The 22,386-nt window shown below is 63.2% G+C and carries 21 protein-coding genes and 1 riboswitch; of the genes, 13 read left to right on the top strand and 8 right to left on the bottom strand.

From position 1 onward, the window contains the following. Window positions 1–19: 19 nt before the first annotated feature. The 6 genes from A3A9_RS0103435 to A3A9_RS0103410 form a co-directional block, all read right to left on the bottom strand. Window positions 20–460, bottom strand: coding sequence for a TadE/TadG family type IV pilus assembly protein (locus A3A9_RS0103435; protein ID WP_027057522.1), 441 nt, complete (start codon window positions 458–460; stop codon window positions 20–22). Next, on the bottom strand, window positions 457–1,062 hold the full coding sequence (locus A3A9_RS0103430; RefSeq protein ID WP_051370700.1) for a TadE/TadG family type IV pilus assembly protein: 606 nt from the start codon (window positions 1,060–1,062) through the stop codon (window positions 457–459). The genes A3A9_RS0103435 and A3A9_RS0103430 overlap by 4 nt, the downstream gene beginning before the upstream one ends. After that, on the bottom strand, window positions 1,059–3,131 hold the full coding sequence (locus A3A9_RS0103425) for a TadE/TadG family type IV pilus assembly protein (protein WP_245278967.1): 2,073 nt from the start codon (window positions 3,129–3,131) through the stop codon (window positions 1,059–1,061). The genes A3A9_RS0103430 and A3A9_RS0103425 overlap by 4 nt, the downstream gene beginning before the upstream one ends. A 330-nt stretch (window positions 3,132–3,461) precedes the next feature. Next, window positions 3,462–5,117, bottom strand: a complete 1,656-nt coding sequence (groL, locus tag A3A9_RS0103420) for a chaperonin GroEL (protein ID WP_027057519.1) — start codon at window positions 5,115–5,117, stop codon at window positions 3,462–3,464. A 61-nt stretch (window positions 5,118–5,178) separates the two neighbouring features. Then, on the bottom strand, window positions 5,179–5,475 hold the full coding sequence (gene groES, locus A3A9_RS0103415; protein ID WP_006203049.1) for a co-chaperone GroES: 297 nt from the start codon (window positions 5,473–5,475) through the stop codon (window positions 5,179–5,181). Between the two features lie 245 nt (window positions 5,476–5,720). Then, window positions 5,721–6,515, bottom strand: a complete 795-nt coding sequence (locus A3A9_RS0103410) for a class I SAM-dependent methyltransferase (RefSeq protein WP_027057518.1) — start codon at window positions 6,513–6,515, stop codon at window positions 5,721–5,723. 72 nt (window positions 6,516–6,587) lie between these two features. Here A3A9_RS0103410 and A3A9_RS0103405 point away from each other — a divergent pair, with 72 nt between their 5' ends. Continuing rightward, complete coding sequence (locus tag A3A9_RS0103405; protein WP_027057517.1) at window positions 6,588–7,439, top strand: hypothetical protein; 852 nt, start codon at window positions 6,588–6,590, stop codon at window positions 7,437–7,439. Window positions 7,440–7,506: 67 nt separating this feature from the next. Here A3A9_RS0103405 and A3A9_RS0103400 read toward each other — a convergent pair whose 3' ends face one another. Next, a complete protein-coding gene (locus A3A9_RS0103400; RefSeq protein ID WP_027057516.1) occupies window positions 7,507–8,133 on the bottom strand; it encodes a TetR/AcrR family transcriptional regulator in 627 nt (208 codons plus the stop codon). Window positions 8,134–8,258: 125 nt separating this feature from the next. Between A3A9_RS0103400 and A3A9_RS0103395 the strand changes: the two genes are divergently transcribed. From A3A9_RS0103395 to A3A9_RS0103380, 4 genes are all read left to right on the top strand, one after another. Continuing rightward, window positions 8,259–9,443, top strand: a complete 1,185-nt coding sequence (locus tag A3A9_RS0103395; protein WP_027057515.1) for an MFS transporter — start codon at window positions 8,259–8,261, stop codon at window positions 9,441–9,443. Window positions 9,444–9,448: 5 nt separating this feature from the next. After that, on the top strand, window positions 9,449–10,729 hold the full coding sequence (locus tag A3A9_RS0103390; protein WP_027057514.1) for a D-arabinono-1,4-lactone oxidase: 1,281 nt from the start codon (window positions 9,449–9,451) through the stop codon (window positions 10,727–10,729). Next, window positions 10,726–11,871, top strand: coding sequence for a DSD1 family PLP-dependent enzyme (locus A3A9_RS0103385; RefSeq protein WP_027057513.1), 1,146 nt, complete (start codon window positions 10,726–10,728; stop codon window positions 11,869–11,871). The genes A3A9_RS0103390 and A3A9_RS0103385 overlap by 4 nt, the downstream gene beginning before the upstream one ends. Before the next feature lie 71 nt (window positions 11,872–11,942). Continuing rightward, window positions 11,943–12,890 carry a bifunctional helix-turn-helix transcriptional regulator/GNAT family N-acetyltransferase gene (locus A3A9_RS0103380; protein WP_027057512.1) on the top strand — a complete coding sequence of 316 codons (948 nt, stop codon included), beginning with the start codon at window positions 11,943–11,945 and terminating at the stop codon, window positions 12,888–12,890. Between the two features lie 7 nt (window positions 12,891–12,897). Here A3A9_RS0103380 and A3A9_RS0103375 read toward each other — a convergent pair whose 3' ends face one another. Further along, a complete protein-coding gene (locus tag A3A9_RS0103375; protein ID WP_027057511.1) occupies window positions 12,898–13,731 on the bottom strand; it encodes an AraC family transcriptional regulator in 834 nt (277 codons plus the stop codon). A 217-nt stretch (window positions 13,732–13,948) separates the two neighbouring features. Here A3A9_RS0103375 and A3A9_RS0103370 point away from each other — a divergent pair, with 217 nt between their 5' ends. The 8 genes from A3A9_RS0103370 (at window position 13,949) to A3A9_RS0103335 (ending at window position 22,345) form a co-directional block, all read left to right on the top strand. After that, window positions 13,949–14,977 carry a LacI family DNA-binding transcriptional regulator gene (locus tag A3A9_RS0103370; RefSeq protein WP_027057510.1) on the top strand — a complete coding sequence of 343 codons (1,029 nt, stop codon included), beginning with the start codon at window positions 13,949–13,951 and terminating at the stop codon, window positions 14,975–14,977. Then, window positions 14,974–16,491 carry a sugar ABC transporter ATP-binding protein gene (locus tag A3A9_RS0103365; RefSeq protein ID WP_027057509.1) on the top strand — a complete coding sequence of 506 codons (1,518 nt, stop codon included), beginning with the start codon at window positions 14,974–14,976 and terminating at the stop codon, window positions 16,489–16,491. Before A3A9_RS0103370 ends, A3A9_RS0103365 begins: the two co-directional genes overlap by 4 nt. After that, window positions 16,491–17,540, top strand: a complete 1,050-nt coding sequence (locus tag A3A9_RS0103360) for an ABC transporter permease (protein ID WP_027057508.1) — start codon at window positions 16,491–16,493, stop codon at window positions 17,538–17,540. Before A3A9_RS0103365 ends, A3A9_RS0103360 begins: the two co-directional genes overlap by 1 nt. A 68-nt stretch (window positions 17,541–17,608) precedes the next feature. Continuing rightward, the gene (locus A3A9_RS0103355; protein ID WP_245278966.1) at window positions 17,609–18,598 is read left to right on the top strand and encodes a substrate-binding domain-containing protein; all 990 of its coding nucleotides are present in this window, start codon (window positions 17,609–17,611) and stop codon (window positions 18,596–18,598) included. A gap of 231 nt (window positions 18,599–18,829) precedes the next feature. Then, a riboswitch (cobalamin riboswitch) is annotated at window positions 18,830–19,035 on the top strand. 22 nt (window positions 19,036–19,057) lie between these two features. Then, window positions 19,058–19,519 carry a DUF1636 family protein gene (locus A3A9_RS0103350; protein ID WP_245278965.1) on the top strand — a complete coding sequence of 154 codons (462 nt, stop codon included), beginning with the start codon at window positions 19,058–19,060 and terminating at the stop codon, window positions 19,517–19,519. Next, window positions 19,516–20,304, top strand: coding sequence for an ABC transporter ATP-binding protein (locus tag A3A9_RS0103345; protein ID WP_027057505.1), 789 nt, complete (start codon window positions 19,516–19,518; stop codon window positions 20,302–20,304). Before A3A9_RS0103350 ends, A3A9_RS0103345 begins: the two co-directional genes overlap by 4 nt. A gap of 44 nt (window positions 20,305–20,348) precedes the next feature. Continuing rightward, complete coding sequence (locus A3A9_RS0103340; protein ID WP_027057504.1) at window positions 20,349–21,296, top strand: ABC transporter substrate-binding protein; 948 nt, start codon at window positions 20,349–20,351, stop codon at window positions 21,294–21,296. Further along, window positions 21,296–22,345, top strand: a complete 1,050-nt coding sequence (locus A3A9_RS0103335) for a FecCD family ABC transporter permease (protein ID WP_027057503.1) — start codon at window positions 21,296–21,298, stop codon at window positions 22,343–22,345. The genes A3A9_RS0103340 and A3A9_RS0103335 overlap by 1 nt, the downstream gene beginning before the upstream one ends. The last annotated feature ends 41 nt before the right edge of the window (window positions 22,346–22,386 follow it).

Below are 22,386 nucleotides of genomic sequence, written 5' to 3'. Positions count from 1 at the left end.
AATCCCCCAGGAAATTGCATCAGGCGCCCTGGTTAGGGAAGCAAGCCTTGGCGCTGAGGTTCGGGCCATTGACCAGCGACGTGAGCAAGGCCGGCAGCACGGTCGCAAAGGTGTAGGAAACCTGGACGCTCGAAAAGCCGGACAGGCCCGAGCAGGTGGTGTTGTTGCTGACGGTGATGTTGGTGCCGCTCAAAGCGATGCCATCGGTTGCCGCCCTGCCGCTGATATAGCTGACCGCGCTGGGCGCATCGTAGGCGCCGTTTAGCGTGCAGCCGCTCTGCAGCACGCCGACACAACGCGCCCCTGCCGCGGCGACCTCATTCAGCACATGCTGTGCCCAGTACATGCGGCCGAACTCGAACGTGCCCATCAGCACCATCAGCAACGGCACAGACAGCAGCGCGAATTCCACCGCGTTGGCGCCGGATCTGTCACGCAGGAAGGATCGGCGAAGGCTCATTGCGGCTGCACCACCGACTGGACGGTGATGTTGCCATTGCTGACGATGCCGAAGCCGCCGAAAAGCGGCGTATATGGCTTGCTGGCAGTGATCGTCACGAATTTTCCCGCCAGCCCGCCAGCGCTGCAGATGCTGCCGCATGCCACCGGCGAACTCCAGGCCACGGCCCCCGAATTGCCCGGGCAGTAGCACAGGTCGGCATTGGCAGCGGTGCCGGTTTGGGTGGCCGTGGATGTGGCGGCGTTATACGCAAGTGTGGCACCGTTGTTGACGAGCACCTGAATGCTGCCGCCATTGCTGCTCAGGCCGCTCGTAACAATCGTCGCGATGTTGCCGGCCAGAGCGCTGCCGCCGGAGGAATTGACCTTGTCGCCATTGAGCAGCGCATAGTTCGAACCGGCCGAGACCGCCGAACTCAGTTCGAACTTGGCCTTCAGCGAGCCACCGATGTCGACGGTTCCGGCCAGGATGACGAGCAGCACGGGGCTGACCAAAGCGAACTCGACCGCCGACACGCCCGCCTTCTGGTGCCGCAGAAAGTCCACGAGCGCGGAACATCCCCTGACGGCAAGGCTGCGGCCGAGACAGAACAGCTTTCTCATTGCACCAGACTCACCTTGCTGCTGGCGCTGCTGCTTGAAGCGGCAATGCATTCCGACGCGGCCGCGGTGCCGCCCGACAATGTGATGCGCGAGCCGATCATCTGCAGGCACTTGGTCGTGTCGGTCTTCGATCCCAGCACGCTTGAGCCGCCATTCATGATGATCGGACCGTAGGGAAAGTAGAATGCGCCTGATATCTGGGCGTTGGAGCCGCCTTCGGCGAAGGTTGCGCCGCCGGTGTTTGTGGTCGCCGTCGGGCCGATCACCGCAAGCTTCGCCGTTGCTCCCGTTTGTGGTGCGCTGAGCACGATGTTGCTGTAGCCGGCGGCGACGCAGAAGACGTAACCGTTGCAGCTTCCCGAACTGGATTTGGCCTTGCCGGACAGCACCAGCGTCACATTGGCGCCGCTGACACTGATCGTGCTGCCGTTGCAGTTGGCGCTGCCGCCGCCATTGCCACCAAGCGCGAAATAGCCGTCCACGGTGTAGACCCCGGCACCGAGCAGGATGGCGCCGGAGCCGATGAAATTGCCGGCGATGTCGTGCTGTGCCGCGACCGGCACCACAAAGCAACTGCCGCCACCGCCGCCATTCACATTGCCGACGACCTGGAAAACGCTGCCGGCGCCGGTTGCATCGGCCATGATCGTCTGCGAGCCACCGCCGAGCGTGATGGCGTCGCCATTGCTGCCGGGGCCGATCTTGTAGGAATTGGTCGTGCCCGAGCCGAAGGTCAGTGTCGAGCCGCCGGTGTTGGTGTAGCCGCCGGGGAGCTCGAAAATGCTCGGCCCGCCAAAGGTCAAGACGGAGGTGTTGCAGATGCTGACCTGTCCCGAACCGTTGCAGGCGGTGTCGCTGCGGCCGATCTTGAAGGTGCCGGCTCCGAACGTCGTCGCGGCGCCGCCGTTGGTTGTCAGGCCCTTGGTGAAGTTGAAACTGCCGGCGCCGAAGATGGTGGTTCCGCCGGTGGTCACCTGCTTGCCGAAATTATAGGTGCCGGCACCGAAAGTGGTCGTTCCGGCGGTGGTGAGGGTCTTGGCGAAATTGTAGGTGCCTGGCCCGAAACTGGTCGTGGCGCTGGTGGTGAAATCACCGGCGAAATTGTAGGTGGTCGTTACCGCGCCATTCAGCGCGAAATTCAGGTTGATGCCGCCACCGATAGTGACGTTCCCCAAATTGACGGTCGTCTTGCTACCGCAACTGAACGTCCATGTCGGCTGCGACCAGGACGCCGTGCAGCCAGCCGCTACGGCCGCATTCGTTGTCGCGGTCTGGTCCCATGCGAAATCAATGCTGCTGCCGGTCGTGTTGGTCGGAGCCGATGGAGCGGTGGTCGCCGACAGCGCGGCCACGGTTGAAAACCGCGCCACGGCCGCCGTGACAGCTGCATTGCCGGCCAGCGGATCGGGGGTCGACTTCTTGGTGATTACCGCTGCCGCCCCGCCTGGGCCCGTAATGCCGCTGCAAGGTTGGCTTGGAACTGCCGCGGAATTGTAATTGACGCCGATCGCCGAAATGCTGGTACCGCAAGGCACGGTCACCGTATTGTTGGAAGAGACGGTGCATTTCGGCGCCGAGATCGAAGTGCCGCCGCTCAGCGTCACGCCGGTCTGCGTGCCGTCAAGCGCCAGCATGCATCCCGGCGTCTGCGGCTGGGCGCCAACCTCGGCCACCGAATTGGCATAGATCTGCAATTGCTGGCGATCGTTCAGGACACGTGCCAGGAACAGCGTCCTGTAGGTGTTGATCGACACCGAAACGGCGTTGACTCCTGCCGTTTTCGGCGAGGTAACCAGGCTGACCTGGACATTGGTGGCGGGAACGCCGTTGAGCACGGCCACGCTGACGGCGGTGGCCGTCATCTGGTCGGTGGACTTGTTGGCATTGTAGGCAAGCGCGCCTGCATAGGCCGACAGATCGGCTACACGCTGATTGTCGGCCCGTTCGACCAGTGCTGCGCCATATTCGGTCACCAGGGCGGCCATGCCGATCAGGACCGGCATTATCAGTGCCGAGATGATCAGCACGTTGCCGTCGCGGTTCTGCAAAAATCGCCGGAAAAATTGCATCGATGGGTACCCGACACGCCACACGTAGGATCAACCTGGCCGTGCTCTCACCCTTTAGTAATCGCAAATATGTTAAAAAATATTGCCCGACAATTTGCGCGGTGTCGCCGGAACGCAATCGAAGCTGCTGATTTTACTGGGAAACTGCTCGAGAAAGAGGCAGCGCCACGAAGGCGGGACTACGATCCGATTTGACGGGTCAGATCGTGACAGGGGCTGCGTCGTTTCAGGAATATGAGGTGAGGTCTTCGCCACCGCTCACTGCAACGGCACAATGGAAAGGGCGCCTCTCGGCGCCCTTTCCATAAGCTTGGCCATAGAGTGGCTGGATTAGAAATCCATGCCGCCCATGCCGCCCATGCCGCCGCCGCCCATGCCGCCAGGCATGCCGCCGCCAGCCGAGTCCTTCTTCGGTGCTTCGGCAATCATGGCTTCGGTGGTGACGAGCAGGCCGGCGACCGAGGCCGCGTCCTGGAGAGCCGTGCGAACGACCTTGACCGGGTCGACGATGCCCATGGCGATCATGTCGCCATACTCGCCGGTCTGGGCGTTGTAGCCGAAGGTCGCGCCCTTGTTCTCAAGGATCTTGCCGGCAACGATCGAAGCTTCCGCACCGGCGTTGGCCGCGATCTGGCGGGCCGGAGCCTGCAGCGCACGACGAACGATGTTGATGCCGGCAGCCTGGTCGGCATTGACGCCGGTGACCTTGATGTTGGCCGAAGCGCGCAGGAGAGCGACGCCGCCGCCTGCAACGATGCCTTCTTCCACGGCCGCGCGGGTCGCGTTGAGGGCGTCATCGACGCGGTCCTTCTTTTCCTTGACTTCGACTTCCGTCGCACCGCCGACGCGGATCACCGCAACGCCGCCCGCCAGCTTGGCGAGACGTTCCTGCAGCTTCTCCTTGTCGTAGTCCGAAGTGGTCTCTTCGATCTGCTGCTTGATCTGGGCAACGCGGCCCTGGATCTCGGCCTTCTTGCCGGCGCCGTCGACGATGGTGGTGTTCTCCTTGGAGATCGACACCTTCTTGGCGCGGCCGAGCATNTTGAGGCCGACNTTCTCGAGCTTGATGCCGAGGTCTTCGGAGATGACCTGGCCACCGGTGAGGATGGCGATGTCTTCCAGCATGGCCTTGCGGCGATCACCGAAGCCCGGCGCCTTGACGGCGGCGATCTTCAGGCCACCACGCAGCTTGTTGACAACCAGCGTGGCCAGAGCCTCGCCTTCAACGTCTTCCGAGATGATGAGCAGCGGCTTGGAGGTCTGCACGACAGCTTCGAGAACCGGCAGCATGGCCTGGAGGTTGGAGAGCTTCTTCTCGTGGAGGAGGATGTAGACGTCCTCGAGCTCGGCAACCATCTTGTCGGCGTTGGTGACGAAGTAGGGCGAGAGATAGCCGCGGTCGAACTGCATGCCTTCGACGACTTCCAGCTCGGTCTCGGCGGTCTTGGCTTCCTCAACCGTGATGACGCCTTCGTTGCCGACCTTCTGCATCGCTTCCGCGATCATCTTGCCGACCGACTCGTCGCCATTGGCCGAAATGGTGCCGACCTGGGCAACTTCCTCGGAGGTCTTGATCTTCTTGGCAGCCTTGCCGAGAGCCGCGACGACTTCGGTGACGGCCAGATCGATGCCGCGCTTGAGGTCCATCGGGTTCATGCCGGCGGCAACCGCCTTGTGGCCTTCCTGGACGATCGACTGCGCCAGAACGGTCGCGGTCGTGGTGCCGTCGCCGGCGATGTCGTTGGTCTTCGAAGCAACTTCGCGGACCATCTGCGCGCCCATGTTTTCGAACTTGTCCTCAAGCTCGATTTCCTTGGCGACGGTGACGCCGTCCTTGGTGATGCGCGGGGCGCCGAACGACTTGTCGATGACGACGTTGCGGCCCTTGGGGCCGAGGGTCACCTTCACCGCGTCGGCGAGGATGTTGACGCCGCGCAGCATGCGCTCGCGGGCATCACGGGAGAATTTTACGTCTTTGGCAGCCATTTTTTAGCTCCTGGCAAGGGCTTGGGGTAAGCCCGAATTCAGTTGACGGTTAGGCCGATAATCAGCCGATGATGCCCATGATGTCGGATTCCTTCATGATCAGAAGGTCTTCGCCATTGAGCTTGACTTCGGTGCCCGACCACTTGCCGAACAAGATGCGGTCGCCAGCCTTGACGTCCAGCGGGACCAGCTTGCCAGCTTCGTCACGAGCGCCGGAGCCGACGGCGATGATCTCGCCTTCCTGCGGCTTTTCCTTTGCCGTATCCGGGATGATGATCCCGCCGGCGGTCTTGGATTCGGATTCGACCCGGCGAACGACCACGCGGTCATGAAGCGGGCGGAACTTCGACTTTGCCATTTTTTCTTCCTCGATGAGAACGGTGAGAAACAGTTCCTCCATCCGGCGGCGCCGGATATGAGTTAGCACTCACCAATGGCGAGTGCTAACGTAGCGCTGAAATAGGCGCGGGGCTTTCGAGAGTCAAGGCGCGTGGGAAGGGGCGATCGCAGGAAATTTTTCTCGTGCTGCCATGTGGTTTCAGAAAGTCTGGGTTCCGCGCGCCCCAGCTGGAAACACAATCCTGCTATCGTCAGTGCCTTGCTTCAGCGTCTTGGCGCCCGCAACACCAACAGCGGGCATCGCTCAGCAAGTCCATAGCTTCCGGTTGAAGCGACGCGGACATCGCCAAAGAAGGCTTCCGCCTCGCTCACCAGTCTAGTCGCCGGCGCGAAGCTGTAGATGGCCGGCGAGTTCCGATAGACATCGATGGTGCCGATGGTGGGCAGGTCCCAGCCGGTGCGAGCCGAAAGCACTTCGCGGTCGGGAAACACTGCGTCGAACCTTTCCGCGATAGTCCTGACCGGAATGGCATGGTCGGGCTCATCGCCCGTCGCGGTCATGGCGACGCGCCATTTGAGTTCGTGGAAGGTCGAGACACCGCCCGACAGTGCAAGCGCCCGCACCGCCGCCAGATCGTCCGGTGTTTCGGGACCGGCAAAGAGACGCATTCCCGCTCGGCTGTCGGTGCGCAGTGCGCCGGCGATTGCCGCAAACAGCGCCCGGCGCGCGGTTGAAAGGCCGAGCGCCGACAGGCAGCCGTCGCCGATCACCGCATCGACGCTTGCGTCCGACACCGGCAAGTCGAGCCAGTCGCCCTTGATTGCCTTTCGCAACGCGGTGTCGCCTGGCCAGATACCGGCGATCATGTCGGAGGATTCGTCGATGGCCGTCATCGTCGTCCCGAGCCCGGCGAGTTCCGGCGTCACGCCGAGCAGAATGACGTGCGCCTTCGAAAGGTCTAGCTCACGCTCGTAGGCCTCAACCGCTTCCGCCGGCGGCCGCAACGGTGGCCCTAGCAATTGCCAGTGCTGTCGAATGGCATTCCAATGGTCGGTCATCCACGCCCCCAAGCCGGCATTGTATTGGCAGGCATAATCGAGGACGCTAATGAAACCAAGCTCGGAGGGCGCATGACACGCATCGCGGTTATTACGCATGAGTTCGACAGGTTCGAACGCCGGCGCGGCCCGCTATTTCGCCGCAGCAGTCCCTACATGCTTTTCGATCTGCTGGAGGAACTGAAGCGACGCGGTCATTCCGTCCGCATAATCCCCGGAACGTCGGCAAAGCCGGAGGCCGACATCGCTGTGCTGCACGTCGATGCGACCGTGACGCCTCCCGAATATGTCGAATACGCACGCGCTTTTCCCTTCTGCCTGAATATCGGGGCTGCAGACATCTCCAAGCGATGCGTCAGTAGCGCCGTGATCGGCAAGGATGACGGCTGGCTAGGGCCGGTCATCGTCAAAAGCAATCTCAACAATCTTGGGATGCGGGAGCAGGCGCTCAACCGGCGATCGCTGCGTGCCGGAAAGCCGAAGCCGTTTCCCGCTGTCGAGCCTATCGAGGGCTATCGCGTGTACGCATCCCTTTCGGAAGTTGCGCCGGCGGTCTTCGACCACGGCGATCTCGTCGTCGAAAAATTCATTCCGGAACCGGAGTCGGACGGCTTTGGCGCCCGCTTCTGGATATTCTGTGGCGAGCGCGAGCGCTGCACCCGCCATGTCTCGCCGCAGAGCCTCGTCAAGGGCGACGACACGATCCGCCGTGAGCCGGTTCCGGTTCCCGAGGAGCTTCGCGCGCTGAGGCGCCAGCTTGGCTTTGACTACGGAAAGTTCGATTTCGTCATGCATGAGGGCAGGGCGGTGCTGCTGGATGCCAACAAAACGCCCGGTGGCGCCCGTAATCTTTCTGCGTTTCTGGCTGTCGGAAATGTCAATCTTGCCGACGGCTTCGAAGGCCTTATCCGGCAGGTCGCATAGCGGGCGCTCTGATGCTCACGCCGCCCGACACCTCTCATTCGGCGCAGCTCGCCGACGATCGCCAGCGCTACAAAAACAGCCGCAACTGGGTGTGGATGATCGACCGGTAACCCTCGATGGTCCGCCGGCTCTCCGCCTCACCCTCCGCAAGCGCCAGCCGCACCACGCCGCCGGCGAGCTGGAAGATCAGCAGAACCATGCGTTCGAACTGCTCGTGCTTGCCTGGTTCCAGCAAGGGGATGACATGGTCGCAGAACATCCTGGCCTGGTGACGGGTTTCGGCGATGTCGAGATTCTTGAGCGCCTTGTCGGCCTGTATGGCGTTCTGCAGATCCTGGATGGCCGGATCGCTGGCGACGCGGCTGTGGTAGTCGTCAAGCAACCGATCGGCAGCGGCGATGACGTCTTTGGCTTCGCGGACATCGGCGATGATATCAGTCAACCGCACGCGGCTGACCTCCGAGAACCGCTCGTAGAGCATCGCCAGGATCGCCGACTTGTTGGGGAAGTAGTGATAGACGGTGGCGATCGGCCCGCCCGCCAGCATGCCGACCTCCTTCATGGTGACGGCGTCGATGCCCTTCTCGCCGATCAGCCGCATCGTCGTCGACAGGATGGCGTCGATGCGCTCGCGGCTGCGCTCCTGCTTGGGTTTGCGCCTCGGTTCGGTCGCTGTTCGCCTTGCTTCCGTCATGCACCGGTCTTTCGCACGCATTGGCAAATTCTGGTTGACAAGAAATATGATCAAGTATCAGTTTCTGAAATGCTGACAGGTTGTCAGCTTTTTTGCGATCCGGCAAGGGACGTTGGGAGGCGGCTTTGGCATCTGGTGACGCGCATACCGGAAGCGGCGATTGGCTGGTCGGCAATCCGACCGGCGGACAGCTTGCCTCCGCCTTGTGGATCGGCTCGGTCGGCCTGCTCATTCTCGGCCTGCAGCCCGTCCTGCTCGGCGCCCTATACACCGAGGGCCATGTCAGCGGCGACGAACTGGCGCTTGTTGCCACCGCCGAGATGATCGCCATCGCGATCGGCTCAGCGATCGTTGCGATGCTGCTCTCGGCCCACAACATGCGCTGGAAAAGTGCGATCCTCCTGCTCCTGCTGGCGCTGGCGAATATCTGGACGGCCTATGCCGCCGGCGCCAACATGCTGATGGCGGCACGCGCCCTGGCCGGTCTTGCCGAAGGCGGCCTTGTCGCGGTCGCCACCGAACTGATCGCCCGTTCGCGCCGCGCCGCGCGCATCGGCGGCTATTTCGTCACCATGCAGACGCTGGCGCAATGCGCGCTGGCGCTGCTGTTGGCGCTCTATGTCATCCCGGCCGCCGGATCGGCGGGCGGCTTCCTCATTCTCGCCGTCGTCTGCGTGGCGTCGCTGGCGGTCGCCTTCATTGTCCCCGCTGACTACGCTGATCTGCCGAAGGAGGAGAACCTCGCCAATGTTCTGACGGTTCCGTCGATCACCGCACTGTTGTGTGTCTTCTGCTACTTCATGTTCTTTGGCGCGGTCTGGGCGTTTCTGGAGCCGCTTGGTGCCCAATTCGGCATCGATGGCCGCACCGTAGGGCTGATTGTCTCGGCGAGCCTCGCGGTGCAGGTTCTGGGCGCGATGACGGCGACCGTGTTCGAGGCGCGGATCGACTATCGCCTTGCCATCGCAACCATTGGCATCGTCGCGCTTGTCGGCTCGCTCATTCTTGCCGGCGGTCCTGGCCTCACCACATTCTGGGTCGCCGCCCTGGTCATGGGCTTTATCCTCCTGTTCATCGTGCCTTATCAGATCCGGTTGGCGATCACCGCCGATGAGACGCGCACTGCCGTGCTGCTGGTGCCGGCCGCCCAGCTCTTTGGCCTGGCGATAGGGCCGGTTGCGGCGTCACTGCTCATCGACGGCAAGGATTTTCGCCCCGTGCCGGAATTCGCGGCCGCCAGTGCCTTGGCCAGCGTGCTGCTGCTCGGTCTTTTTGTCTTCGTGGCGCGGCGTCGCCGGGTTGTCGCGTGAGTACCATGCCGAACATTTGGAGCAACTGGTCCGGCTATGTCACCGCTGAACCTCGGCTGATCGCCAGCCCCGCCGATGCCGGCGAGCTCGGTGATATCGTGCGCACCGCGCCCGGCCCGATCCGCGTCGTCGGCGCCGGTCACTCCTTCACCCCGCTGGTAAAATCCGAGGGCACGATCCTATCCCTAGAGAAGCTCGAGGGGCTGGTGTCGCATGACGCGCAAAAGCATCAGGCATGCGTGCGGGCGGGGACGCGCCTTGGTTCGCTCATGCACATCCTGCAAGGCATCGGCCAGGGTCTGCCCAACATGGGCGATATCGACCGCCAGGCGATAGGTGGCGCGCTGGGAACGGCTACACATGGCTCGGGACCGAGGCTCGGCGCCTATCATACGCAATTGGAGACGGTGCAGATCGTCGATGGCCTCGGCAAGGTCCGCGACTTCACCAGGGCAGGGGATCAGGACACGATCCATGCCATCGGTGTCGCGCTCGGTGCCTTCGGCGTCTTGAGCGAAGTGACGCTGAACAACATTGCGACCTACCGGCTGCGGCGGCGCAAATGGGTGCTGCCGATCGCCGACATGCTGCGCGACTTCGAGAAGATGATGACCGCGCATCGATCGGCCGAGTTCTACTACATTCCATTCTCCGGCTATGCGCAGTTCATCGCCAGTGACTTCAGTGATGCGGCGACCACCACGCGCCCCACCGAGGATGATGAAGGCTCCTTGCGCACACTGCGTCGGCTGCGCACCGGGCTCGCCTGGCTGCCATCGTTGCGCCGGCGGTTGATCCTCGGTGCGGTCGCCAAAGTGCCGTCCGAGGATTACGTGCAGGACTGGCTCAACGTCTATGCCAGCGACCGGCAGACCAAATTCAACGAAATGGAATATCACCTTCCCTTCGAGGAAGGGCCAAAGGCACTGGCCGACATCATCGAGCTGACAGAGAAGCACTTTCCGGAAGTCTATTTTCCGATGGAGGTGCGCAGCGTCGCGCCCGATCAGTTCTGGCTGTCGCCCTTCTACAACAGGCCAACCTGCTCGATCGCCATCCACCATGATGCGGCCAACGATCCGTTACCCTTCATGCAGGCGGCCGAACCGATCTTCCGCAGATATGGCGGCAGGCCGCATTGGGGCAAGATGCACAGCGTGAAAGCCGCGGACTTCAAAAAGCTATACCCGCGCTGGGATGATGCGATGGCGGTGCGCCGCGACATCGATCCGCAAAACCGCTTCGTCTCGCCCTATATGGCCGGCCTGTTCGGCATCGAACCATGAATGTGTATTTCGCCACACTTTCGGAGGCACTGAAGCAAGCCGGCATCTTCCAACCTTGCCTGCTGCTCGACCTCGATCGCCTGGATGGCAATGTTGCCCTGGTGAAGCAGAAGCTTGACCCCGGTCTTGCCGTGCGGCTGGTCGACAAGTCGCTCGCTTGCCTGCCGCTGCTTTCGCATATCGGCAAGGCGCTTGGGACCGATCGCTTCATGACTTTCCATCCGCCAATCAGCGCGGCGGTGCTGACAACGTTTCCGGATGCGGATCTCCTGTACGGCAAACCGATGCCCGTCGGGTCGGTAAGGGCGATGCTTTCCAAGGGTGATGTGGCCTGGTCGCGTGTCTGCTGGCTGATCGATACGCAGGAGCGGCTGGCGGAATACGGCGCGCTGGCAGCCGAACTCGGCATCGAATTGCGTATTGCCTTCGAGATCGATGTCGGTCTGCACCGCGGCGGGTTCGCCGGCCCGGACGCTCTGACAGAGGCGTTGAACGCGTTGGCTGCACATAAAGGGCTGCGCTGCGAAGGCGTCATGGCCTATGAGGCGCATGCACCGCACATTCCCGGCCTGTTCGGCGGGCCGGCCAAGGCGTTGGCGCAGGCCTCGGACCGGGCCGCCGCTTTCGTGGCGTGCCTCGGCGCGGACCAGCGCCATATCTTGAACATTGGCGGCAGCAAGACGGCGCTGCTTCACCATGGCGGCGTTGCCAATGAAGTGTCGATGGGGTCGGCCTTCGTGCTGCCCAGCGATTTCGACACACCAGGCCTCCGAGGTTTCCAGCCGGCTGCTTTCATCGCGACGCCGATCCTGAAAGTGGTCGAGCCGATGTTGCCGGGTCCGCCGGCGGTTACCCGCCTGCTGCAAGCGCTCGGCCGATTTCCGCGCAAGGGCTGCTATCTCTATGGCGGCAAATGGATGGCCGAACCGGTGTTTCCCGAAGGCATGAAGACGAACGGCCTGCTTGGTCTCTCGTCCAACCAGCAATTCATAGGCCTGCCTGCCGATAGTATGGCCAAGCCAGGCGACTACGCGTTCCTGCGGCCGACGCAGAGCGAGGCGGTGCTGCAACAGTTCGGGCCGATCGCGGTGCTTTCCGGCGGCAGGATCGTTGATCGCTGGCCGGTTTTGCCGATGATGTGATCGTGTCGGGAAAATCTGAATAGTTGACTAAGTCAAGTAAATGGTTGATCCTGTAAAGACAGGAGATGCCCATGACGATTCACCATCAGCCCAACAATGCGCCCAACAAGCAGCTGATCGATGCCGTGCGGGCCTTCAACCGCTTCTACACCCGCCAGATCGGGCTGCTCGACGAAGGACTGCTGAAAAGCGCCTTCTCGCTGACCGAGGCGCGCGTGCTCTACGAGCTGGCGCAACTTGACGGTCTGACCGCGACCGACCTCGGGCGCGATCTCGGCCTCGACGCCGGTTATGTCAGCCGCTTGCTGAAGAAGTTCGAGCGCCTTCACCTCATCGCCAGGTCGACGCTCGTTTCGGACGCCCGGCAATCGTCGATTGCGCTGACGCCGGCGGGCAGGACTGCCTTCGCGCCGCTGAACAAGGATTCGCACGACCAGGTCGCGGCCTTGCTCGATCGGCTGCCGGCGTCGGAGCAGGATCGGCTGGTGAAATCCATGCGGACGGTCCAGGCCCTGCTGGGCGAAAGCGCCGAGCCAAGGATCCCTTATCTGCTGCGGCCGCTGCAGGTCGGCGACATCGGCTGGATCACCCGTCGGCAAGGGATGCTCTACGCGCAGGACTATGGCTGGGACGAAACCTATGAGGCGCTGGTTGCCGAAATCCTCGCGGCATTCGTCAAATCCTTCGACCCGAAATGGGAGCGCAGCTGGATCGCCGAGCGTAATGGCGAGGTCGTCGGCTCGGTCTTCGTCGTGCGCAAGTCGGAGCAGGTGGCGAAGCTGCGCCTGCTCTATGTCGAACCGTCGGCGCGAGGCCTCGGCATCGGCAAGCGGCTGGTCGAGGAATGCATCGGCTTTGCCCGCGCCAAGGGCTACAAGACGCTGACCTTGTGGACCAACGACATCCTGACCGCCGCCCGGCACATCTACCAGGTGGCCGGCTTCAAATTGATCGAGGAAGAGGCGCACCATTCCTTCGGCAAGGATCTGGTTGGGCAGACGTGGGATCTGGAGCTGTAGCGGCGCCTCATGATTTGACCGGTATCCAGATCTCCAGCCCGCCATTGCCGCTGCGCGGATCAAACTCCGGGCCATAGCGTTCGAATTCTGGCGCGTCCGCTATTTCGTGCCCGGAGGCCGGCAGCCATTTGTTCCAGATCGTGTTGACGGTGCGGCGGATTGTCGAGATGTGCTCGCGATGCGAAAACACCGCATATTTCTGTGCCGGTATGCGCACGCGGCTGAATTCCTTTGGCAGGTCCGAAAAATCGGAGACCTCGACGCCGGCGATGTAGTCGAAATTTCCGGCATCGTCGCCATTGACGCAGATGCCGTAAGCAACGTCGCCGGTCTCGCCCGGGATGTTGCCGATATAGGGGCCGAAGCGCTGCCACTGCATCGGAATGGCGGCGCTGGTTTCACAGCTGTAGCGTTCGCCGAGCCCCGCGATCAGGAACGGCCGGCTGGTCTCGAAGCGCGGTGGTTCGAGGTTGGCAAGAAGGGTCTGGTCCATCAGGATAGGCTCCACGAGATCGAGGGTGTTGGTCGAGCCTTGTGCGCGCACAAGTTCCGGCGTGGTGCCAAACTGGTCGCGGAAGGCACGGGTGAAAGCCTCATGCGAGTTGTAGCCGGCATCGAGCGCCACCGAGAGGATGTCGGGCGCCCCGCCGGCCAGCCTGCGCGCCGCCTCGGTCAGCCGGCGTGCGCGCATGTAGCCCATGACGGAGCGGCCGGTGGCGGCGCCGAAGGCGCGCGTCACATGAAAGCGCGACACGCCGCTGCTCTGAGCGACATCGTCGAGACTGATCGCGTCCGGCAGATGGCTTTCGACGAACCACAGTGCTTTCTCGGTCGGGTTCATGGGTTCCTCGCATTGGCCGGACCATCTTGCCGTTTCCGCGCGTGGCAGTTTGATCGAAATTGCGCAGCGCGCAAATATTGGCGGGCAATGCCATCGAAGCGATTGCGCAAACGTTTCGACGACGCTATCGTCCTCTGAAATCCGCCATAGCCTACAAGAGCGGACCGGAAACGCAGCATCAGGGAGGAGCGCTTGCCAGCACTCCGTTTGAGCCACCATGCCGACAATGGCTGAAGTCGCGCGCCGCGCCGGCGTGTCGGTTTCGACCGTGTCCCATGTCATCAACCGCACCCGCTTTGTCTCACCCGAGAAGGCGCAGCTGATCAACGACGCGATCGCCGTGATGGGCTATCAACCAAACGAGTTGGCGCGCTCGCTGAAAGTATCCTCGACCAACAGCGTCGGCCTGGCTATCTCGGCAATTTCCAATCCCTATTTCACCGACATCATCTGCGCGGTGGAGGCCGAATGCGCGCGGCTCGGCCTCATGGTGTTCCTTTCCGACACGCAGGAGGATCCCGACCGTGAGCTGTCGGTGGTGCGCGCATTCCACCAGCGGCGGGTCGATGGCGTTATCCTGGCGCCGTCGGGCGCGCCGCAGCGGGCCATCGACTATCTGGCCGAAAAGAAGCTGCCATGCGTGCTCATCGACCGTTTCGCCGATGAGCGCTTCGATCAGATCGGCGTCGAGAACCAGTCGTCGATGCGGGCGCTGATCGACCATGTCGCCTCCTTCGGCCACAAGCGCATCGGCTACATCGCCGGCCAGCCGGGTCTGGCAACGACGCGCGAACGCATCGAGGCGTTCCAGTCGTCACTGGCGGCCAATGGACTCGAATGCCTGCCGCACTATGTCTCGCCCGACAACGTTGACACGGCGAGCGCCGCGGCATCGACCCATGCCGTTCTGTCGTTGCCGTCGCCGCCCACGGCATTGGTCACCGGCAACAACATGACGACGATCGGAGCCGTGCGGGCGATCCGCGAAAGGGGACTCTCGATACCGCGGGATCTCTCGCTTGCTGGTTTTGACGATTTCGAATGGGCCGATTGTTTCGAGCCGCGGCTGACACTTGTCGCGCAGCCCTGCACCGAGATTGGACGGCAAGCGGCTGCCTTGCTTTGCGCCCGCATCGCGTCGACCGGCCTGGAGCCGCAGGCAGTGCGGCTCCAGGCGGCGCTACAGGTTCGAGAATCCTGTGCAAGGCCGGCCCTCATGAGGTCAGCCCCCATGAGGTCAATATGAGCGCGCCGCTGCTTTCCGTCACCGGCGCGGTCAAGCGCTTCGGCGGCGTCCAGGCGCTGCGCGGCGTCGACTTCGACCTCAAATCCGGCGAAATCCACGCACTGCTTGGCGAGAACGGCGCCGGCAAGTCGACATTGATGAACCTGTTGTCGGGCGTCTACACGCCGGACGAGGGCACCATCCTCATCGACGGCAAGCCTATGCGCTTCAACAATCCGCGCGAGGCGCAAGCGGCCGGCATCGCCACCATCTTCCAGGAGCTCGACCTGGTGCCGACGCTCGACGTCGCCGCCAACCTGTTTCTTGGCCGCGAACTGATGCGGCCGGGCGGCTTCCTCGACGTGCCGGCGATGCGCACCGAAGCGCGCAAGCGGCTCGAAGCCATCGAACTGGCCATCGATCCGGCCAGCATGGTCGCGAACCTGTCGATCGGCCAGCGCCAGGTTGTGGCGATCGTCAAGGCGCTGTCCTACGCCTCGCGCGTGCTGATCATGGACGAACCCACAGCGGCGCTGACGGTCAGCGAGGTCGAGAGGCTGTTCGACATCATGCGCAAGCTCGCCGCCAGCGGGGTCGGCATCGTCTACATCTCACATCGCCTCGAGGAGGTGCCGCAGATCGCTGACCGGGTGACGGTGATGCGCGACGGCAGCATTGCCGGCGTCACCGAGCCGCACGCGCCGCAGGCCGAGCTGGTTCGGCTCCTTGTCGGACGGCCGCTGGACGAACTTTATCCCGAACGCGCCACGACGGCCGGCAAGACGCTGCTCAGCCTGCGCAAGGCGAGCTTCAGGCTCATCCATGAAAGTGCCGGATGGCAGCCGCCGACCGGCGTCTCGCTCGACGTCAAGGCGGGCGAGATCGTCGGGCTTGCCGGCATCATGGGGGCGGGGCGTACCGAGTTGCTCAGCGCACTCTATGGCACCGGCCTGTTGGGCCGTTGGGAAGGCGAGGTCGCCATTGATGGCAAGCCCGTAAAACTCAATTCCATCAAGGCCGCACGCAATGCCGGCATCGCTTTCGTCACCGACGACCGGCGCGGCAGTGGCCTGATGCTCAGAATGGCAGTCGGCCTCAACCTGGTCATGTCGGTGATCCGCCGGATCTCGCCGGCCGGCCTGATGTCGCCGCGCCGCCAGGCGGATGCGGTGAAGCAGTCCTTCGGCCAGTTCGACATCCGGCCGAAGAACCCCGACATCGCTGTTGGCGCGCTGTCGGGCGGAAACCAGCAGAAAGTGGTGTTGGCCAAGGAGATCCTCGGCAATCCAAGGCTGCTGCTTCTCGATGAGCCGACACGCGGCGTCGATGTCGGCGCCAAGGGCGAAATCTACGCGCGCTTGCGGCAACTGGCCGCGCAAGGGCTCGGCATCCTGGTCGCCTCCAGCGAGATGCCGGAGCTGATCGGTCTTTGTGACCGGATCGTGGTGCTGCGCCAGGGGCGCAATGTGGCGGAATTCATCGGCGGCGTCGACGAGCACACGGTGCTGGCCGCGGCAAATGGCAGGGAGGCCTGATGTCTGAAGGCAAGATTTCGGCGGCAAGCGGGCCGGTGGCCGCGGCACCGGTACATCGTGATCCTCTGGCGCTGATCGTGCGCTTCCAGAGCTTGATCGGCCTGGTGCTGGTGGCGATCGGAGGCATCATCTTCTCGCCGCGCCGTCACGGCGCAATCCTGTTCCTCGACCCCGACAACATCGCCAACATCGTGCGCGCGGTGTCGGAGACAGGCATCATCGCCATCGGCATGACCTTCGTGATCATCACCGCCGGCATCGACCTTTCGGTTGGCGCGGTGCTGGGGCTGTCCAGCGTCGTCACCGCGACGATGATGATCTCCGGCGGGTTCGGGCTTATCCCCACCATCCTCGCCGTGCTCATCATGGGCATCGTCTTCGGCACCATCCAGGGCGCCATCTCCAGCCGCTTCCGACTCGAGCCCTTCATCGTCACGCTCGCCGGCCTTCAGGCGGCGCGCGGCCTGGCGCTGGTCGTTTCGGGCAACCAGTACATCAACATTTCCTATGGTGACGGGCCGGGTCTGGCGCCGCCGGTGTTCGCGGTGCTGGGGGAGCGCCTGTTCCACAATACCGTGCCGGTCGCCACCATCGTCTTCATTGCCTTTGCCGCGATTGCAACGATCGTCCTCAACACCACGCGCTTCGGCCGCTATGTCTTTGCCGTCGGCGGCAACGAGCGCGCGGCGCGCATTTCCGGTGTGCCAGTCTCGATGGTCAAGATCTCGGTCTATGCCATCACCGGCTTTGCCGCAGCCCTTGCCGGCATCGTGCATGCCGGCCAGTTCAACTTCGGCAGCGCCAATGACGGCATGGGCTATGAACTCACGGCAATCGCCGCCGTGGTCATCGGCGGCACCAGCCTGTTCGGCGGCGCCGGCTCGATGGTCGGCACCGTGGCCGGCACCATCATGCTGGGCGCGCTCGCCAACATCCTTCAGCTCAACAACATCACGCCAGCCATGCAGCTGCTGGCAACCGCCGCGATCATCGTTCTGGCGGCCGTGCTTCAATCCCTCGTTCGCCGCCGCGAGGGTTTGGGTCGTTAGGAGGAATGCGGCAAATGACGACTGAAACCAAGGTCGGGCCCCCGGCCCGACGAGGAGGAGAGTGAGTTATGAAAACCATGAACAGAGGATCGATGCGCGTGCTTCACGCCGTGCTTCTGGCAGGCGCTGGCCTGTGCATTGTAGGAACCGCGCAGGCTGCCGACCCGTTGGTCAAGGCCTGCTCCAAGGACGGCCAGTTCATCATCGGCTTTTCGCAGGCCAACAATGCCGAGCCCTATCGCCAGCATGTCAATGACGAACTGACCGCGGCGGCCAAGCAAGTGCCGGGCTTCACGCTGCAGATCGCTGACGGTGCCGGCAACGTCAACACGCAGACCTCGCAGGTCGACAACTTCATCACCCAGAAGGTCGATCTGTTGCTGATCTCGCCCTTCGAGGCTGCACCGCTGACGCCGGCGGTCAAGCGCGCCATGGATGCCGGCATCCCGGTCATCGAACTCGACCGCAAGACGGTGGGCGACCCCGGCAAGGACTACACCGCCTTCATCGGCGGCGACAATTACAAGATCGCGCTCGAGGCCGGCAAATACACCGCCAAGACCCTCTTGCCGGACGGCGGCGAAGCAGCCGTTCTTGAAGGACTGCCAAGCTCGACGCCGGCTGTCGAACGGCTGAACGGCTTCAAGGACGGCGTCAAGGAGAATGCCAAGATCCAGGTCGTCGCCGAGCAGGCCGCCGACTGGGTGCCGGACAAAGCGCAGACCGCCTTTTCGGCGATGCTGCAGGCGCATCCCGACATCAAGGTACTCTATGCTTCGAACGATATGATGGCGGCAGGCGCGCTGCTTGCCGCCAAAGGCGCCGGCAAGGACGTCAAGATCATCGGTACCGATGGCTTGCCGGGACCGGCCGGTGGCATCGAGGCCGTCGCCAAGGGCGACTGGGCGGCCACCTTCACCTATCCGACCGGCGCCAAGGAAGCGATCGAGATGTCGAAGAAGATCCTGCTCGATTGCGCCTCGTCGGTGGATACGACAGTCACCGTCGAGACGACGGCGATCACGCCTGAGAACGCCAAGGCGCTGGCGGGGAAGTAAGCACGTCCGGGGCGGGGTTCACGCGAACTCCGCCCTGTCTGCGTTTCACAACCGTCACGGCAACTCGAAAAGCGGCGCGGCAAGGATTGACAGCGGCGGGTCTAATGTTCTGTTATTACGTAACAAATAGGGACAGCTACATGAGCCTTCTCTACTAAGCCCCGGCTGCTGGGTGCCGGGATGGTGACAGGTTTAGTCGAAAAGATTCGTTGCGATGCGCTTCGGGCAAAATTACCATGGCCCGGTGATGGTCCCCGAGCCGAAAGGCGAGGGGTGAAAAGGGAACACGGTGAGATCCCATGGGATCGAGACCGTGGCTGCCCCCGCAACTGTAAGCGGTGAGCAAGATCCGACATGCCACTGGCCGGCAAGGCTGGGAAGGCAGGATTTAGCCGAGACCCGCGAGCCAGGAGACCTGCCATCACTGAGTTGACCGGACGGGGTGTGCCGGGAGGAAACGTGGACGTCGGTCTTGTCGGCCGTCTCGCCAACATCCTTCCGTCGCCAGTTTTGGAAAGTGACGGAAAGTTGGACGGCGCCATCGATCATCGCATCATCGTGTGCACGCTTTGCCGCGACATCCCGACCGGGATCAGGTCGGGCGAAAGTCTGTGCGCGGATTTGCGCTCCGGGCTCTCGGCCCACCATGAACCCGCCGTGGCGCGTTGCTTCACGGTCGAAGGCGTCGAATGCATGGCGGGCTGCGCACGACCGCTGACGGTAGCCTTCCAGGCGCCTGGCAAGGCTGCCTATCTCTTCGGCTCCATCGATGCGCAGGCCGATGCCGGCGATCTGGTGCGATTTGCCAGGCTCTATGCTTCGCTCGTCGATGGCTGGTGCAACTCGGGACAGCGTCCGGCAGGATTGGCCGGCAAGACGTTGGCTCGCATCCCGGGCAATCTGGCGGGCAACAGCCGATGACCATGCCACTCCTTGAAGCGCGCGACCTGGGCGCGATGGCGGATGGCCGGAATCTGGTCCATGCGGTGAGCCTGTCGGTGGCATCAGGCGATCGCCTCGCCATCATCGGTCCCAACGGCGCCGGCAAGACCACGCTGCTACGCATGCTGTCGGGCATGCTCAGGCCAAGTTCGGGCGAGGTGAAGCTTGGCGGGCGACGCCTGGACAGGATCTCGACCGCCGAGCGGGCTTTGCACATCGCCGTCGTCGGCCAGACCGACCAGCCGGATCCGCGGTTGGCGGTGATCGACTATGTCGAACTTGGCCGCGTCCCGCATGCCGGGCTGAGGCGCAGGAGCGACGAACGCGACATTGTCGTGGATGCACTGCGCCGGACCGGCCTGCTGCCGCTGCTTGGTCGCAGCATTGGCTCGCTGTCGGGCGGCGAACGCCAACGCGCGCAGCTCGCGCGCGCTGTCGCACAGGAACCGAAAGTGCTGTTCCTCGACGAGCCGACCAACCATCTCGACCCACGTGCCCGCGCGGAACTGCTCGAACTCGTGGCCGGCTTCGGCATGACGGTGATCGCCGTGTTGCACGATCTGGCTTTGGTGGCGCCGTTCGCCACCAGGGTCGCGGTGATGAACGAAGCGCGGCTGCATGCGCTCGCCGCACCCCGCGAAGCGCTGACCCAAAAACTGATCCGCGAGATTTTCGGCGTCGACGTGTTTCGCCTGCGCCATCCTACCGAGGATCGCGAACTGACGGTGTTCGACGTTCCAAACCGCGCCGCGCCGCCGTCCTGATCGAACCCATCCTTCATCCCTTGTTCAACCAAGGAGCAAAATCCGTGAAACGTCTCGCACTGTCGCTCGTCTTCTCGCTGCTGGCCTCGACAGCCTTCGCCTTCCCCGTCACCGTCGACAGCTGCGGCAAACCGCTGACCTTCGATGCGCCGCCCAAGCGCGCCGTCATCCATGATCTCAACATGGCTGAGATGGCCTTCGCGTTGAAGCTGCAGCCGTCGATCGTCGGCCTGACCGGCATCACCGGATGGTACAAGGTCGGTCCCGAATTCAAGGCCGAGCAGGGTTCTATTCCGGAACTGGCGCCGAAATATCCGACGCTCGAAAACCTCGTCGCGGTCGAGCCCGATTTCTTCTTCGCTGGCTGGTACTATGGCTTGAAGCCGGGCGGCGAGGTGACCCCCGACACGCTCGCCCCGCACGGCATCAAGACTCTGGTGCTGACCGAAAGCTGCGTCCATCTCGATAAGAACCGCCCCGCCGCTTCGATGGACCTTCTCTATGGCGACGTCGAAAAACTGGGCAAGATCTTTGGCAAGGACGCCGAAGCGGAGAAGCTCGTCTCCGGCTGGAAGGCGCAGCTCGCCGATATCACGGAGAAAGTCGGCAGCGCCAAGGGAACGCGGGTGTTCCTCTATGACTCGGGCGAGGACAAGCCGTTCACCGCCGGAAAATTCGCCATTCCGAGCGCCATGATCACGGCGGCGGGCGGCGACAACATCATGGCCGACATGGACACCAGCTGGGGCAATACCGACTGGGAAACGGTGGCATCGCGCAATCCGCAATTCCTCATCCTGCTCGATTACCAGGACGGTGGCGGCTACAGGAAATTGCTCGATTTCCTTAAAGCCCATCCGGCGATGAAAGAGACGGACGCGGTCAAGAACGAGCGCTTCGTGGCTCTGCGCTATGCCGAACTGACGCCCGGACCGGCAAACATCGAAGCGATCGCCAAGATCGCCAAGGCGATGCATCCGGAAGCGTTCTGATGCATCTTGCCCCGAAGCAGAGATCCGGTGCGCGTTCGGGGCACAAGGCATTCGCGCTTGCCATGGCTGCGGGCGCGGTGGCGATGGCCGCTCTCGCGCTGCTGTCGATCGCCTATGGTTCGACGTTGATCCCACTGACGGATGTCGTTGCCTCGCTTGGCCATGCGGTTGGGCTGGGTGGGCACGACGTGTCCGGCCCCATCGGCAAGATCGTCGTCGACCTCAGGCTGCCGCGCACGATCCTGGCGATCTGTGTCGGCGCCGGTCTGGGTGTCGTCGGCGCACTGCTGCAGACGGTGACCCGCAACGATCTTGCCGACCCCTTCCTGTTTGGCCTGTCGTCGGGAGCCGCCGCGGGTGCTGTTTCCGTCATCACCGTGTTTGGTGACAGTTTCGGCATCTGGACCTTGCCGGCCGCCGCCTTCACCGGCGGCATACTGGCCGCCTGCGTCGTACTTTTGCTGGTCGCGCGGGTGAGGGGGCAAGGCCCGGAAAGGTTGATCCTTGCCGGCCTTGCCGTCTCCTTCCTGTTCACCGCATTGACCAACTATCTGGTGTTTGCCGGCGACCAGCGCGCCGCCCATTCCGTGCTTTTCTGGACGATGGGCGGCCTTGGCCTGGCGCGCTGGGACAATCTTTGGCTCGGCGTGCTGGGCGCGGGCACCATTCTAGCCTACGCCCTGTGGAACCACCGCCGGCTCGACGCTTTCCTGGCCGGTGAGAATGCCGCCGAAAGCCTCGGCGTGCCGGTGGCGCGAATGCGCAGGACGACCTTTCTCGTCGCCGCCTTCTCGACGGCCATCCTGGTTTCGGTCGCTGGCGTGATTGGTTTCGTCGGGCTGATGATCCCGCATCTGTCGCGGCCGCTGACGGGTCCCTTGCATCTGCGCCTGATCGCAAGCTGTGCGCTGTTCGGCGCGGTGCTCTTGCTGGCAAGCGATCTTCTGGCCCGAACCCTGCTGCCGCCGCAGGAACTGCCGATCGGCATCATCACCAGCTCGGTCGGCGCGTTCTTCGTCGTCACGATGATTGTGCGAAACCGGCTCTGACCACGCTATAGCAATTCCAGGAAAAGTGTGAGCGGTTTTCC

Origin of the sequence: Mesorhizobium loti CJ3sym, from assembly GCF_000472785.1 — a bacterium.
Classification (GTDB): Bacteria; Pseudomonadota; Alphaproteobacteria; order Rhizobiales; family Rhizobiaceae; genus Mesorhizobium; species Mesorhizobium loti_E.
The sequence above is the reverse complement of the archived record's forward strand: the minus strand, read 5'-3'. Positions and strand labels throughout refer to the sequence as shown.